The sequence below is a fragment of the Nonomuraea sp. NBC_00507 genome (assembly GCF_036013525.1).
Lineage (GTDB): Bacteria > Actinomycetota > Actinomycetes > Streptosporangiales > Streptosporangiaceae > Nonomuraea.
The window spans coordinates 1,555,633-1,569,395 of record NZ_CP107853.1 but is presented as its reverse complement, the minus strand read 5'-3'; the positions used below and the strand labels follow the sequence as shown (position 1 = coordinate 1,569,395).

At 67.5% G+C, this 13,763-nt stretch carries 12 protein-coding genes and 2 pseudogenes; 10 read left to right on the top strand and 4 right to left on the bottom strand.

Going from position 1 to position 13,763, the window contains the following annotated elements; genetic code table 11:
- Positions 1 to 825: 825 nt before the first annotated feature.
- Positions 826 to 948 carry a hypothetical protein gene (locus OHA25_RS08000; protein ID WP_327586943.1) on the bottom strand — a complete coding sequence of 41 codons (123 nt, stop codon included), beginning with the start codon at positions 946 to 948 and terminating at the stop codon, positions 826 to 828.
- A gap of 621 nt (positions 949 to 1,569) precedes the next feature.
- Between OHA25_RS08000 and OHA25_RS07995 the strand changes: the two genes are divergently transcribed.
- Complete coding sequence (locus tag OHA25_RS07995; protein ID WP_327586942.1) at positions 1,570 to 2,676, top strand: IS110 family transposase; 1,107 nt, start codon at positions 1,570 to 1,572, stop codon at positions 2,674 to 2,676.
- Positions 2,677 to 3,314: 638 nt separating this feature from the next.
- Positions 3,315 to 3,719, top strand: coding sequence for a pyridoxamine 5'-phosphate oxidase family protein (locus OHA25_RS07990; RefSeq protein WP_327586941.1), 405 nt, complete (start codon positions 3,315 to 3,317; stop codon positions 3,717 to 3,719).
- A gap of 33 nt (positions 3,720 to 3,752) precedes the next feature.
- On the opposite strand, the pseudogene OHA25_RS07985 reads toward OHA25_RS07990, so the two are convergent.
- Positions 3,753 to 3,968: pseudogene (locus tag OHA25_RS07985) on the bottom strand (IS256 family transposase); the annotation flags it as partial.
- 464 nt (positions 3,969 to 4,432) lie between these two features.
- Here OHA25_RS07985 and OHA25_RS07980 point away from each other — a divergent pair.
- The 6 genes from OHA25_RS07980 to OHA25_RS07955 all read left to right on the top strand — a co-directional run bounded on the left by OHA25_RS07980 (position 4,433) and on the right by OHA25_RS07955 (position 11,230).
- A complete protein-coding gene (locus tag OHA25_RS07980; RefSeq protein WP_327586940.1) occupies positions 4,433 to 5,662 on the top strand; it encodes a site-specific integrase in 1,230 nt (409 codons plus the stop codon).
- Positions 5,659 to 6,597, top strand: a complete 939-nt coding sequence (locus tag OHA25_RS07975) for a tyrosine-type recombinase/integrase (RefSeq protein ID WP_327586939.1) — start codon at positions 5,659 to 5,661, stop codon at positions 6,595 to 6,597. Before OHA25_RS07980 ends, OHA25_RS07975 begins: the two co-directional genes overlap by 4 nt.
- A 61-nt stretch (positions 6,598 to 6,658) precedes the next feature.
- The gene (locus tag OHA25_RS07970; RefSeq protein WP_327586938.1) at positions 6,659 to 7,780 is read left to right on the top strand and encodes a tyrosine-type recombinase/integrase; all 1,122 of its coding nucleotides are present in this window, start codon (positions 6,659 to 6,661) and stop codon (positions 7,778 to 7,780) included.
- A complete protein-coding gene (locus tag OHA25_RS07965) occupies positions 7,780 to 8,121 on the top strand; it encodes a helix-turn-helix domain-containing protein (protein WP_327586937.1) in 342 nt (113 codons plus the stop codon). The genes OHA25_RS07970 and OHA25_RS07965 overlap by 1 nt, the downstream gene beginning before the upstream one ends.
- Positions 8,118 to 10,538: a hypothetical protein gene (locus OHA25_RS07960; protein WP_327586936.1), complete on the top strand. Its 2,421-nt coding sequence runs from the start codon at positions 8,118 to 8,120 to the stop codon at positions 10,536 to 10,538. Before OHA25_RS07965 ends, OHA25_RS07960 begins: the two co-directional genes overlap by 4 nt.
- Positions 10,535 to 11,230 carry a hypothetical protein gene (locus OHA25_RS07955; protein WP_327586935.1) on the top strand — a complete coding sequence of 232 codons (696 nt, stop codon included), beginning with the start codon at positions 10,535 to 10,537 and terminating at the stop codon, positions 11,228 to 11,230. The genes OHA25_RS07960 and OHA25_RS07955 overlap by 4 nt, the downstream gene beginning before the upstream one ends.
- Here the strand turns inward: OHA25_RS07955 and OHA25_RS07950 are convergent.
- Positions 11,200 to 11,832: a TetR/AcrR family transcriptional regulator gene (locus OHA25_RS07950; protein ID WP_327586934.1), complete on the bottom strand. Its 633-nt coding sequence runs from the start codon at positions 11,830 to 11,832 to the stop codon at positions 11,200 to 11,202. The two genes, OHA25_RS07955 and OHA25_RS07950, sit on opposite strands and share 31 nt — an antisense overlap.
- 113 nt (positions 11,833 to 11,945) lie before the next feature.
- Here OHA25_RS07950 and OHA25_RS07945 point away from each other — a divergent pair, with 113 nt between their 5' ends.
- A complete protein-coding gene (locus tag OHA25_RS07945) occupies positions 11,946 to 12,341 on the top strand; it encodes a hypothetical protein (RefSeq protein ID WP_327586933.1) in 396 nt (131 codons plus the stop codon).
- Between the two features lie 25 nt (positions 12,342 to 12,366).
- Here the strand turns inward: OHA25_RS07945 and OHA25_RS61200 are convergent, their stop codons facing one another.
- Entirely contained in the window at positions 12,367 to 12,780 is a 414-nt protein-coding gene (locus OHA25_RS61200; RefSeq protein ID WP_442942076.1) for a hypothetical protein, read from the bottom strand.
- Between OHA25_RS61200 and OHA25_RS61195 the strand changes: the two are divergent.
- Positions 12,758 to 13,570 (top strand): annotated as a pseudogene (locus OHA25_RS61195) (ISL3 family transposase); the annotation flags it as partial. The gene OHA25_RS61200 and the pseudogene OHA25_RS61195 overlap by 23 nt on opposite strands.
- Positions 13,571 to 13,763 lie beyond the last annotated feature (193 nt).

The following is a 13,763-nucleotide window of genomic DNA, read 5'->3' as shown; positions in this document are numbered from 1 at the left end:
AGCACGGCAGCCGCAGTCCACACTAGCGATATGGCGGCGCAGGCCGAGACTTTCTCATGCTACAGAACGAATTAGCCGACTCGTCTGCTTCTTGACAGCAGCCATGAACGAATGCGGCTCTGTCGCGGGGAAGCAAGCGCACCCGGCGCCGCCATTTCCAGGCTCTTCGGGCCAGCGGCGCGCCAGCGCCGACGAACTCACCGTCCGCCGTGCCACGCATCTGCTCATCAGGCACCCGGATCATCTCGACGAGGCCGGGTCCTCCGCCTGAAGCAGCTACGGACACGCTGCCCCGAGCTGGACGCCGTCGCTGACTGCGTGACCGCCTTCGGAGCGATGAGGACCAACCGGCACGGCCACCTGCTGCCCGCATGGCTCCACCAGGCCGAGGCCACCGGCTTCAAGCCGCTCCGCGGCCTGGCTCGCGCGACTCGGGCGATCCTAAGTCCGAGCATGCGACCGCATAAGTGTTGCTCCAGTACATCGGTTCGCGCGCAAATCGAGAACGCCATCGTCTCGGTCACCAGCGCCTGGGCTGATGGGCGCCTGTGCTATCCGCTGCACATCCTGCCCTACCAGTCCGCGCCAGTTCGCGCCAGTCCGCCCCCACCCTGGCCGAAGGGCGTAAGAACCCCGCGTTTCGCACCAAAGGCCAGCTCGCACCCCTGGTGAACAAGGACCGTACGGCGGGCATCGCGTTTCGGCGCTGGTCGCCAACTGCTTCTACGGCCCCAGAGAGAGCCCGCACTTCATCGCCGACCTGGACGCCACCCACATCCGTATGTAGTGGCCGTCAGGCTACACCTCCATCATGACCAGCACCGGTCACACGCTCACCCCGGCCGCGCGGCTCCGCCAGGCCGAATAGCTCTCGACCCGGCATCCGGGCCGGTGGCGGCCGGTCTTCCGCCACTGCCGCGACGGGCACACCCAGAGCTGGTGGGCCATCGACCCCACCGTGGACTGGTACGGACCACCCGCCCCGCCGGTTCATGGTCGCCACCACCCGGTCATTCTGCCCGGCACCATTACCTGCTACCTGACCACCAACCTGTCCCGACGCACCAGCACCACCAGCCGCTCGGCGGCCAGACTGCCGGAGATCGTCGCATTGTGCGGGCTGCACGGCTGGATCGAGCAGGACTACAAACAGGTCAAACATGGGCCGGGCCGACTTCCATGTCCGCTCCGGCCAGACCATCATGCGTCACTGGACCCTGGTCAACTTGACCTTCAGCTTCTGCCGGCAGCAGCAGAAGACGACCCCGCCCAACGCGAAACTCCGACCCCTGACACCTCACCGCCAGAGAGCGCTCCAGCAGCCACACCCACCCCGAACTCCGGCCCGAACGCCTCCGCCGAATCTGTGTCTACCTGACCTCGCTACGCGACCTGATCCGCCTGACCCTCAACGGCGGCCTCAACCTCTGCGCGCCCGAACGAGCTATTGTCAAGTCAGCATGAAACGGCCGGCTCCGGTTCTGTCCGTAGTCGCTTCCTAGCTTCCGTGGATCGGCTCACGCTGGAGACAGCGGGGCCGGAGCCACACACAGAAGGGAGCCGACCGTCATGAAGAGTCTGACACTTTCTCCGGGGCCGATCCATCTGGGGATGGACACCTCCAAGGACGCCATCGTGGTGGGCATCCTGCGGCCGGGTGAAGAGATCCCGGTCGTTGATCGGATCTTCAACGACGAGCCCTCCATCCGGCGGTTGATCGGCCGCTTCCCCGATCGGGGCGCGCTGCGGACCTGCTATGAGGCGGGTCCCGGTGGCTTTGAGCTGTATCGGCTGCTGATCTCGATGAAGGTGGCCTGCGACGTGGTCGCCCCGGCGCTGGTGCCCAAGGGGGCGGCTGATCGGGTCAAGACCGACCGGCGCGACGCGATGCGCCTGGCGCGGCTGCATCGGGCTGGGGAGCTGACCCCGATCCGGGTGCCTTCTCCGGCTGAGGAGGCCGTGCGCGATCTGGTCCGGGCTCGGGCGGACTTGCTGGCCGATCGTAAGCGGGCCAAGCAGCGGATCACCTCGCTGCTGATGCGGCACGGACGCATCTGGCGTCAGGGCGTCAAGTGGACGGCCGTGCATCGGCAGTGGGTCCAGGCTCAGCGCTTCGAGGAGCCCGCGCTGAGCTCGACCTACCAGCACTACCTGGCGGCGCTGCAGGCGCGCGAGGCCGAACTGGCGGCGCTGGAGAAGGTGCTGTTGCCCTGGGCCGGGCGCGAGCCGCTGGCCGGTGCGGTCCATCGGCTGATCGCCTATCGCGGCATCGCCGAGCTGACCGCGCTCACCCTGGCCAGCGAGGTGGTCGACTGGCGGCGCTTCCCGTCGGCGAGGGCCTTCATGGGCTTCACCGGGCTGACCCCGAGTGAGTACTCCAGCGGCGAGCGCTCCCGGCGTGGCCACATCACCAAGGCGGGACCGGCCGATGTGCGCACCGCGCTGACCGAAGCGGCGTGGGCGGATCAGTTCCGTCCCGCCGTTGGCGCGCCGCTGCGCCGCCGTCAGGCAGGCGCATCGCCGGCCACCGTGGCTCGCGCCTGGAGCGCCCAGCAGAGGTTGTGCGCAAAGTTCCGTCAGATGACCGGACCCGGCAAGCGGCCCAGCCCGGTCGCCGTGACGGCGGTCGCCCGGGAACTTGCCGGGTTCGTCTGGGCCGAGATGACCAGCGAGTAGGCGCTCATGACCTTCGGCACGGCACCTCCTTCGCCCGGCGCCCCACGCCGTCGGTGGGTGTCGTGCCGCCCTGACCGGTGGTGGATCGGGACGCACGCCGCGGCAGGCGTGAACCCCGGCAGATCTTTGAGCTACCCAACGCTCGTCTCAAGTAAGGGGCCCCGTCCTGCGCACAGCAGACCTGCGATCTCGACACGCGAATATCAGAATGGCAGTGGCGAAGGCCACGGCCCCGCCCTGATCCACCACCCCCACCTTGCGCGTCCTCCACCCGGCTGCCGAGTGTGGAGGGATCTCCCCGGCGCCTCAAGACCGTTCGTCCTCGCTACGCTGCGGGCGCTCCGTCTAGACCCGCCAGGTCGATCTCTCCTGCTCATAGGCCAGGAGGACACACAGGAAAAACGACACCAAACCATCAGTATTCGGGCCGGTGTGGCTGCAAAGCCTTGACGGGCCGTTTCATATCAGACCTGTGGTTCGGGTCAGGCCCTCAGGCTGCGAGGGCGCCTCTGGCCGCTGGACCAGGGTTGCCGTCCTGGAGCCGGGCTCCGGCTCGGATCAGGTCCGGGTAGGGTGGGCCCGTGTTATGGACGAAGTTCGCTGAGCAAGAGCCTGATCTCGCTGAGCGAGGACGGCTGTTGCTCGCCGAGGAACACGGTTATGTCTATCTGTCGACCGTGACCGTGGAGGGTGGCCCCCGGCTTCATCCCGTGGCTCCCATTCTGGGGGATCGTGGGTTGTTCGTCGCTGTACAACGTCGCTCCCCGAAGTTGGTCGATCTGCGCAGTGATCCGCGAATAGCGCTGCATTCCACCGTGCTGCCACCGGATGACGAGGAGTTCTCGGTGCGTGGGGTCGTCCGCGAGGTCGAGGATGCCGGCGCACGTCAGGCTGCTGCAGTCGGGGCACGGGGTGGCGCGCAGCTGTCCAGTGCTTTGGCTCTGTTCGAGGTCGATCTGCTTGAGGTGGGATGGGCCCGATGGTCACAAGGAAAGCCGACTCGTAAACGTTGGCGGGCTGAGGGCGTCAGCCCATCCGCTTAGGCAGTCGAGCGTGGAGCGACACGCTGACCGTGATCAGGCGACTCGGACCTCGGGCCGTTCAACGAGCTCGCCACGTTCGAAGCGGGCTCCGGCGCGGACGAGGGCGACGAGGTGGGGTGCGTTGACCGCCCGCCACCGCTGCTGGGCGGACTCGACGAGTTTGAAGACCATGGCCAGGGCGGCGGTGCGGGAGCCGGCGCCGCGGGTGACCTTGGTCCGCAGCCTCACGGTGGAGAACGTGGACTCGATGGTTATCTTGAGTGCTCCTCAATGTGTCTGGCATGTCCAGCATGGCCGGGTGAGGGCCAGTTCCAGCTGTCATGGATGTGGTTATCTACCGCCGTCCACAACACAGAGGGGCTGGAGGAATGGTGCTGGTGCAACGGGTGGTCTTACCCGCGTCGGGGCGGGAATCGTGGACCGTACTCGGAGACGACGACGCGCCGGTCGCCCCGATCGAGAGCTATCTGGCCTTTCTCAGCGACATCGAGCGGTCGCCGAACACCGTCAAGGCGTATGCCCACTTATGCCGCTCTCGGCATAACATGCCTTATGCCGAGCCTCCGGATATGCCGCTGCTGGGGGTGAAATTGCTGGCTGGATGGTCTGTCATGCCTTGCAGTATCGGCATAATATTCGGTCTACTACATATAGTGACTGATTGATTTCTGTGCGTGATTCTCGCCTTGTCGACCGCTGTCGAGGAGGCGACCATGGACAGCAGGCAACAGGCCGGCCATCCGACCCGAACGGCGGTGACCGGGCCGTTGGCACCGTATGCCAACGGTTTTCGCGAGGATCTGGCCGGCAAGGGCTACCACCCCCAGGTGATCGGCCGTCACGTGGGGCTGATGGCGGATTTGAGCCGGTGGCTGGAAGATCAGCAGCTGTCCGCTGACGCGCTGGTCGCCGAGGTGGTCCAGGAGTACTTGCGAGCGAGACGTGCCGCCGGGCTCCGGGATCTTGTCTCGGCCGTGGCGGTGGCTCCGCTGCTGGGGTATCTGCGCAGGCTGGCAGCCGCGCCCGCGGCCGAAGCACAGGTTCCGTCTGCGCCGCTGGACAGGTTGTTGGCGGGGTTCGCCGACTACCTGGTGCGCGAGCGTGGCCTTTCGGCCGCTTCAGTGACCAGCTACCAGCACCATGCCCGTCCGTTCCTGGCCGGGCTCACGCCACCGCTCGATACGGCGTTGGCGGAGCTGTCAGCGGCGGAGGTCACGGCGTTCATGGTCAATCACCGTGGCCAGTGGGGCACAGGGACGGCCAAGGCCACAGTGACCGCGCTGCGGTCGCTGCTGCGGTTCCTGCACGCTACGGGGCGGGCGCCGCATTCGCTGGCGACGGCCGTGCCGTCAGTGGCGGGCTGGAGGCTGGCCCCGCTGCCGGCTGATGTGAATCCCGATCACGTGGCGGCGCTGCTGGCCAGCTGTGATCGCCGCAGCGCAGGTGGGCGCCGCGATTACGCAATCTTGATGTTGCTGTCGCGGCTAGGCCTGCGCGCGGGCGAGGTGGCAGCGATCGAGTTGGGCGATGTCGACTGGCGGGCCGGTGAACTGCTGGTGCGTGGCAAGGGAAGCCGCCGGGAGCACCTGCCCCTTCCGGTCGATGTCGGCGAAGCGCTGGCCGACTACGTGCAGCACGGCAGACCTCGCTGCGCGGGCCGCACGCTGCTGGTCATCCTGCATGCCCCTTACACCGGGCTGAACCGCTCGCACGTGCTGACCGTGGTGCACCGCGCCTGCCAGCGGGCCGGGCTACCGAAGTTCGGTGCGCACCGGCTACGTCATTCGGTGGCCTGCGACCTGCTCCGCAAGGGCGCGTCGCTGGCCGAGGTCGGACAAGTCCTTCGGCACCGCGACGAACGGACTACCGCGATCTACGCGAAGGTGGACCTGGATGCGTTGCGTGCCCTGGCCCGGCCGTGTCCGCCGGTGGGCGCGCTATGAGCGCGCTGCGCCGAAGGGCCGAGGAGTACCTGCAGATGCGCAGGGCGCTCGGCTACAAGCTGCTGCGGCAGGGCCCGATGTTGATGGACTTCATCGGCTACCTCGAGCGCGTCAGCGCCGGCACGGTCACGATTGAGACGGCGGTGGCCTGGGCCACCCAGCCGGTCGGCGCCGCGCTGATCTGGTGGAAGCGCCGGTTGACGGTGGTCCGCGGCTTCGCCCGTCACCTCAAGACACTCGACCCCGCCTGCCAGGTCCCACCCACCGCCCTGCTGCCGTCCCACTCGGACCGGATCACCCCGTACTTGTTCTCGCCGCAGGAGATCGCGGCGCTCATCCACGCCGCCGGGGCTCTCAGGCGGCCGCTGCTGGCCGCCACCTACCAGGCACTCATCAGCCTGCTGGCCGTGACCGGCATGCGCATCGGCGAGGCGCTTGGACTACGACATGAGGACATCGCCGCGGCCGCCATGACGGTGACCATCCGCCCCCGCCTGAACGCCAACGGCGCGCGCACCATGTCGGCCACCGGGCGAACGATCCCGATCAGTGCCGAACTCGTGCGGCTGCTGGCGGATTACCTGCATGACGAGTACGGCGACCTGGACTCCGACTACGTCTTCGTCAGTCTCTGGAGCCACCCGCGCGGCCAAGCACTCACCTACGCCGCCGTCTACGATCTGGTACGGCGGCTTCGCCGACGCACCGGCATCGACTTCGACCCGCACTGGTGGCGGCATACATATGCGACCCGGCTGCGCCGGGGCACCGGGATGGAGAGCGTGAAGGAACTCCTCGGCCATGCCTCGATCACCACGACGATCGACACCTATGGTAACCCTCAGGAATTGCATCAGACGGGCGAAAAGCGGCAGGCCGCGAGGTCAGAGCGGCATCCAACCAAGGCTCCATCTGCCTACAACTTGGCGGCTTGAGCTGGGAGTTTGACGACCAGATCCCATCTGATGCAGGATTCGCCCTTTAAAGGGAGGGCGAGTGGGTCTTCAGCGACGTGTCGACCTGGCTGGGGCGGCTCATCTGGAGCTGGTTTCCGGTGTGGTGCAGCTGCGTCCGCAGGACGCGATGGTTGAGGCGATGCTGCGGGGCTGGCGGGCCCAGCAGGCCGCCCGCGGACTTCGCGAGGAGACGGTCACTGCCCGGGAAAGGCTCGTGCGCCGGTTTCTGGAGTACACCAACGAATACCCGTGGGTCTGGACGCCGGGACACGTGGATGAGTGGTCGCTGTGGCTGACCAGCGAAAAACGACTCGCGCCGTCTACGATCCGCAGCTACCAGGGCAGCCTGCGCCTGTTCAGCGAGTTCCTGATCGACGGCCGCTACGGCTGGGCGGTGGCCTGTGAGGAGGCCTTCGGCACCCACCCGGTGGCCGTCTGTCACGAGTGGAACACCATCGCCCACCTGAGCGACTACGAGGGCCGGCCCGAGGCCAGGCCGTTCACCCGTGAGGAGATGCAGCGCTTCCTCGACTACGCCGACGAGCAGGTCGACCGAGCCGTGCGGGCCAAGCGCAAGGGGGCGCTGGCTGCTTACCGAGACGCCACCCTCTTCAAGGTCATCTACGGGTGGGGACTGCGCCGGACCGAGGCGGCCATGCTCGATCTGGTGGACTTCGGCCGCAACCCTTCGGCCCCCCAGCTCGGCCGGTACGGCACGCTCAACGTCCGCTACGGCAAGGCGAAGAAGGGCCAGCCGCCCCGGCGCCGGAACGTGCTGTCGGTGATGGACTGGGCGGTGGAGGCGGTCGCCGACTACGTCGAGAACGTCCGGCCGCGGTTCGGCTGCGAGGACCATCCCGCGTTGTGGGTGACCGAGCGGGGCGGCCGGATCAAACCGGCGGAGATCAACGCTCGGTTCGTCGCCTACCGCGACGCGCTGAAGCTGCCGAAGGAGTTAGTCGTCCACTCCGCTCGTCACGCATACGTCACCCACCTCACTGAGGACAGGGTTGACCGGCGATTTCTCCAGCAGCAAATCGGTCACGAGAATGACAGCTCCACCGCCATCTACACCCACGTCAGCGACGACTTCATGAACACCATGCTGCATAAGGCGCTTGCGCCCGCACTCGACCCGACCGCCACAGGGAAGGACCACTGATGGCCGCGAAGCTCGACTACCGCTGGCACCTGCGCAAGGTCATGGCCGACCGCGGGCTGTTCTCTACTACCGACCTCATCCCGCTGCTAGACGAACGCAGCATCTCCATGTCCACCAGCCAGGCCTACCGGCTCGTCATCGAGCGCCCGGAGCGGCTCAGCCTGAAGATCCTCATGGCCCTGCTCGACATCCTCGACTGCACCATGGACGACCTCATCGAGCCCGTGGCAGCAGCCGGAGCTGGATCAACTACCCGGAGCAAGAAAGCCGTTGGCGCCGAGACCAGTGTTGGGGACCTGCGACCCAAGCGAGCTCGCATCCGCGGCGTCGAACGGTCGTGACCACGCCCGGACACCTCGATCGAGCTGTCTCCGACCCGATCGGGCTGGTCGTCGAGCTGGTGGCAGCCGTCGAACGTCAGTTGGAGCACGACCGGATCCGCAGCGTGGTCACCAGCGTTGCGGGCGGCCGTGCGAAGTCACGCCGCCTCGCCTCGCACCTGGCCTTGCATCCGAACGTGCTGACCGACGGCCGCTCGCCGGCTCCCAGGGCCGTCGGCGACCTGCTCATCGCCCTCCGTGAAGCTGGAGCCGAGGCGGTCTCGCCGCCGTGTTGCGCCGAGTGCGGCAGACAGCTGCGAACCCTCCAGCGTCGCGGCCAGGACTGGTACTGCTGGAACTGCGGACCACAGCCCGAGTCTTGCGCCATCTGCGCTAACACCCGTCGGGTCGCTTCACGCGATCGGGCCGGGCGACCACGATGCGCTCAGTGCCCGGACGCTGACGGACGCGACCCCATCACGGTGATCAGCGCCCTGATCACCGAACTGGACCCGAAGGCCGGGCGAGAAGTGCTCGCCGACGCGGTCCGCAGGTCCGCCCCCCGCCCCTCCTATCAGCAGAAACTCGCCTGGGCGCTGGAAGCCAACCCCGCCCTGCTGACCGGGGACGGCCACCTCGCGCCCCTGCGCGCGATCCTCCGGTTGATCGACCTGCTGCACGCGGCCGGCGTCGCCGGGATCGTCCGGCCGTCCTGCCCTCGCTGCCACAGAGTCGTACGCATCGACCAGCCGCTCGGCGGACAGCGGGTCTGCCGCACCTGCATCGCCCACTCCCGCATCGAGGAGTGCTCACGCTGCGGAGCCCGACGCGAGCCCGCCACGCGCGACAATGCGGGCCGACCGCTATGTCCGAACTGCCTGATCACCGATCCGGCGAACCTGGAAACCTGCATCAACTGCGGGCGACGACGGGCCGTGGGCACCCGCACACCAGATGGCCCGCTCTGCCCAAGCTGTCCTGCCCTCCCCACGATGACCTGCAGCATCTGCGGCCAGGAAAAGCCATGCGGGACTTCCCGCGTCACGGGTCGACCCTGGTGCCCCTCCTGCCAGCACCGCTCGGCACCGTGCTCCACCTGCGGACGCGACGCGGCGATCGTCTCCGGCACCCTCGCCCGGCCCCTCTGCACTGACTGCACCGCCCCGGAGGTCTGGCACACCTGCCCCACCTGCAGCGACCCTGATTATCCGAACCCCGGCCAGTGCGTCCGGTGCCTGATCAACCAACGCCTCAACGAGCTGCTGGGCCCTTCCTCCGACTCCTCCCATCCCAGGCTCGAAGCCCTCCGGCGCAATATCGCCACCACCGAACATCCCATCACCGCCTGGCGCTGGCTGAACAAACCGTCCATCGCACCCGTGCTGTCCGACCTCGCGGCCGGACGACGGACACTGACGCACGAGGCTCTCGACGAACTGCCCGACAGCCCACCTCTCGCCCACCTCCGCCAAGTGCTCGTCGGCGTTGGAGCCCTTCCCGAGCGCGACGAGTACATGGCCCGCCTCGAACGCTTCGTCACCGACCTCCTCACGACCCAACAGGACCCCGACCAGCGCCAACTTATGCACCAATACACGATCTGGCATCTCGTCAGGCGCCTTCGCCGACGCAACAACGGCCGCCCTGTTACCCCCCAGCAGTTCATCGCCGTCCGCCAACGCACCCACGCGGCCGTCGCCTTCCTGAACTGGCTCAGGGCCCACGACCTCACCCTGCGCACCTGCCGACAGGCCGACCTCGACCAGTGGCTCACCGACGACTCCGCCACCTACCGCCAGACAGCCGGACACTTCATCCGCTGGGCCCACGCCAACAAGCTCACCACCATCCACGCCCCCGCCATCCGCTGGAACGGCCCCACCCAACCGCTCGATGATGAGCACCGCTGGAACGTCGCACGTCGGCTCCTGCACGACGACACCCTCAAGGCTGAAGACCGCCTCGCTGGCCTGCTTCTCCTCCTCTATGCCCAAGGGGCAGCGGCGATCAGCCGCCTGACCATCAAGGACGTCGAGGTCAGCGACCAGGGAGTGCGCCTCCACCTCGGCGATGCGCCCGTCCATCTGCCCGAGCCCATCGCCGCTCTGGCCCGGAGCGTCGCCGCCAACCGCAAGGGGCACGCGACCATCGGAGCCCTGGACCCGTCTCCCTGGCTCTTCCCCGGAGGCCAGCCGGGACGGCCGATCAGCACCGCGCAGCTGACGCAGCGGCTGAACCAGCTCGGGATTCGGCCCAACCAGGCCCGCAGCACCGCGCTCTTCCAGCTCGCCACCGAGATTCCCGCCGCGATCCTCGCCCGCACCCTGGGCATCCACACCGACGTCGCCGTCGCCTGGCAACGACTCTCCGCAGGCGACTGGGCCAACTACGCCGCCGAAGTCAGCCGCCGCGCCTCAACGCAGGAGGACACCAGATGACCAGCCATAACTCCCTTGCCGACAGCGAAAACTGGGATCCCTTCGGCACGTTGCACCGCGCATTGTGGATTGGCGGCGGCCAATGGGCCGGAAAGTCGACCGTGGCCCGGCTCTTGGCCGTCCAACACTGCATCACCGTCTATCACTACGACTACCACGACGCGCGCGGTCACAATGATCGCCGAATCGCCCGTCGCGTCGGCCTCGGCGAGCCCGCCACCGGTCCCGACCCGGACAAGGTGTGGGTCCACGCCACCCCAGAAGAGATGGCCACCGAGACCCTGGCCGGCTTCCCGGACCGGTTCGAGTGGGCCCTGGACGACCTGCGCGCGCTCGTCTCGGGCCACCCGATCATCGCCGAAGGCTGGGGACTCCGCCCCGAACTCGTCGCACCCATCATCGACTCACCGCGTCGGATGGTCATAATGGTGCCCACGCCGGAGTTCCGCCAACACCAGCTCCACGACCTACCCCGAGCCGCCTCGCTCGGGCACCGCGTCAGCGATCCGGCTCGAGCACAGGCCAACCGCCTCACCCGCGATCGCCTCGTCGCAGAGGACGCCGTCCGCACCGCCCACCAGCTCGGCATCCGCGTGATCGAAGTCGACGGTTCGCGCGACGCCGCTGCGATCGCGGAGATAGTCGCCGACCATTTCAGCCCCTACCTCCCAGAGCAAGGCCGCAAGGCTTGATCACCGGAGGCATTCAGAGGGCTCCAATACCCGACGTCACCATTACGGAAACCTCTCAGAAGGTCGGCGAAGGCGTCGGCGGCGTCGTCGGCGCGGGCAGGGTCGGTGCTGATGAGTCGGTCGAGTAGGAGCCCGTCCAGGGTGTCGAGGATGAGGTCGGCGAGGGCGGGAACCTGTGCCTGCGGTGTGTTGAGGTCTGTGAGGGTTTCCCGCAGCATGGCCAGCCACGGCTCGCGTATCTGTTGTTGGGCGGTGCTCCAGCGCTCTGGCTCGCGCAGCGTTAGGACACACATCTCCAGGTAGAGCCGGATGGCGCCGGTGGCGGCAGAGCCGGCCAGTACCCGCCAGGCGTAGCGGACGAATTCATCGGGGCTTCGGGCGGGCGGAGCGCCCTTAGCCATGGACTGGAAGGATGCGGCGAATCGTTGGTTCGCCAGTGCGAGCACGGCGGTGATCAGTCCGTCCTTGCTGCCGAAATGATAGATCAACATGCGGTCGCTAGTGCCCAGAGCGGCGGCGAGGGGGCGCAGCGAAAGGCCGATCAGGCCGTGAGTGAGCACATGGTCGAGGGCTTTCGCGGTGAGTTCGGTGCGGCGGTCCACGCACGGCAGTGTAACGACCGCTTTACGCTGCATGTAGCAGTCGCTACACTGCGAGCGGGAAGGGAGGAATCACGATGGAGGCGTCCACAACAACATTCACTACGACTTCTGGCGTGCGTTGGCTGCTGCGCCTGGATGCCGGGCTGGAGACGGTATTGACGGTGGTGTGCGTGGTCCTGGCGTATGGACTGCTGGGTACCGGCCGATGGCGTATGCCGTCCTGGCTGTCCACACCGGTGTTGCTGGTGGTCGCACTCGTCCTGCTCCTGGCGGCCGTGATGTTGTGGTGGCTGAGCGGACGACCCGACCCTGTCGTCGTCCGCGCGGTCGCCGTCGCCAACGGTGTCACGGCTCTGGCCTTCCTCGCCTGGGCGATCATCGGTCTGGGCGCCGGCATCCAGCTGCGCATCCTGCTGGCAGCGACCGCCGTCCTGCTCGGCATACTCGCCACTACGCAATATGCCTGGGCGATCCGCCCGTCCGGAAAAGACGTGCTGCCCGGATCCTAGAACGGACCAGGACACGTGCCACCGATCACGGAACCGGGTCGCGGAGCCAGATCTTGATGGAGGCGACGTCGATGGTGCCCGGGTAGATGACCTCGCGCTTGTCAAAGCGCGTGGCTACGACCCGGAACTGCCGCAGCTTGTTGAAGCAGCGCTCGACGGTGTTGCGCTCCTTGTACTGCTCGGCGTCGAAGTTGGGCGGACGGCCGCCGGACGAACCACGCTTGAACCGGTTGGCCTTCTGGTCCTCCTTGATCGGGATGACCGCCTGAATCTTGTGTTCACCCAGATAGGTGTCGACGATCACGAAATTCGGCTCTGGCACATTCCCTGTGGAGCCGCTACGGAAGGTGATCTCGTGGACCGAGGTGGCGCGTAGCGGTTGGTGCGGATGATCGCGCTTCGATAACTCTCCGCGCATGAGATGCGGTCGTCTTGCCATGATCCGGTTTTGTCACGAACCGATCTTGCAAAACGATCGCGAGGCCATCATGGTGCATGAATGCGCCTGCGGGGAAGCGTGCTGCCTTGCCCTGGTCTTCCCCTCTCTAGCGAGTGCCGAGATCACCCACGTCGCCCGCCAGGACGATGACAGCGTGCTGATCAGCGCGCGCGATGCTGTCCAGCAGGCGGTCTGCCGCTCCTGTGGCATGGTGGCGGTGCGGCGGCATGGCAGCTACCGGCGTCGCGTCCATCACGGCCCCGTTGAGGGCCGTCCGCTAGTGATCGACATCGAGGTGACCCGTTTCCGCTGTGATAATCCCGGCCGTGACCTGGGCACCTTCTCCGCGGACGTGTCCCTCCTGGTGCCCCGGCGAGCGCGCCGTACCCCGACGTTGCGGGCCATGCTGGAGCTGGTGGCACGCGCGAGTGGGGGCCGTCCGGGCAGCCGGGTGGCCGCCGAGTCGGGCATCGCCGCGACCGCCTCCCGTATCAGCCTGATCCGGCTGCTGCGCGCCTTACCCACCGGCGCGCCCGGTGAGGTGCGCACGCTCGGCGTGGACGACTTTGCCACCCGCAAGGGGCGAACCTACGGCACCGTGCTGGTGGACATGGACACCGGCACGGTGATCGACCTGCTGGCCGACCGGGAATCGGGCACGCTGGCCGCCTGGCTGGCCGAACATCCCGAGGTGGAAGTGATCTGCAGGGATCGTGCCGGCGCCTACGCCGACGGCGCCCGTACGGGAGCACCGCAGGCCACCCAGGTCGCTGACCGCTTCCATCTGTGGAAGAACCTCATCGACTACGTCGACAAGACCGTCGCTCAATACCGTGCCGAGCTGCGCGAACCTCCCGATGAGCAGGGTGCGTCCGAGCAGCGGCCGGACGGCTCGGCTGCGCCCGAGGCCAGTGCCGAGGCCTCGATCGCCGCCCGCCGGAACAACGGCAGGATCGTACCCCGGACCCTCGAGCGGCATCGGG

Excerpts from the sequence above, each read along its gene's own strand:
- OHA25_RS07975 (WP_327586939.1), top strand. The coding sequence starts at position 5,659 with ATGAGCGCGCTGCGCCGAAGGGCCGAGGAGTACCTGCAGATGCGCAGG.
- OHA25_RS07995 (WP_327586942.1), top strand. The coding sequence starts at position 1,570 with ATGAAGAGTCTGACACTTTCTCCGGGGCCGATCCATCTGGGGATGGAC.
- OHA25_RS07980 (WP_327586940.1), top strand. The coding sequence starts at position 4,433 with ATGGACAGCAGGCAACAGGCCGGCCATCCGACCCGAACGGCGGTGACC.
- OHA25_RS07955 (WP_327586935.1), top strand. The coding sequence starts at position 10,535 with ATGACCAGCCATAACTCCCTTGCCGACAGCGAAAACTGGGATCCCTTC.
- OHA25_RS61200 (WP_442942076.1), bottom strand. The coding sequence starts at position 12,780 with ATGGCAAGACGACCGCATCTCATGCGCGGAGAGTTATCGAAGCGCGAT.
- OHA25_RS07965 (WP_327586937.1), top strand. The coding sequence starts at position 7,780 with ATGGCCGCGAAGCTCGACTACCGCTGGCACCTGCGCAAGGTCATGGCC.
- OHA25_RS08000 (WP_327586943.1), bottom strand. The coding sequence starts at position 948 with ATGGCCCACCAGCTCTGGGTGTGCCCGTCGCGGCAGTGGCGGAAGACC.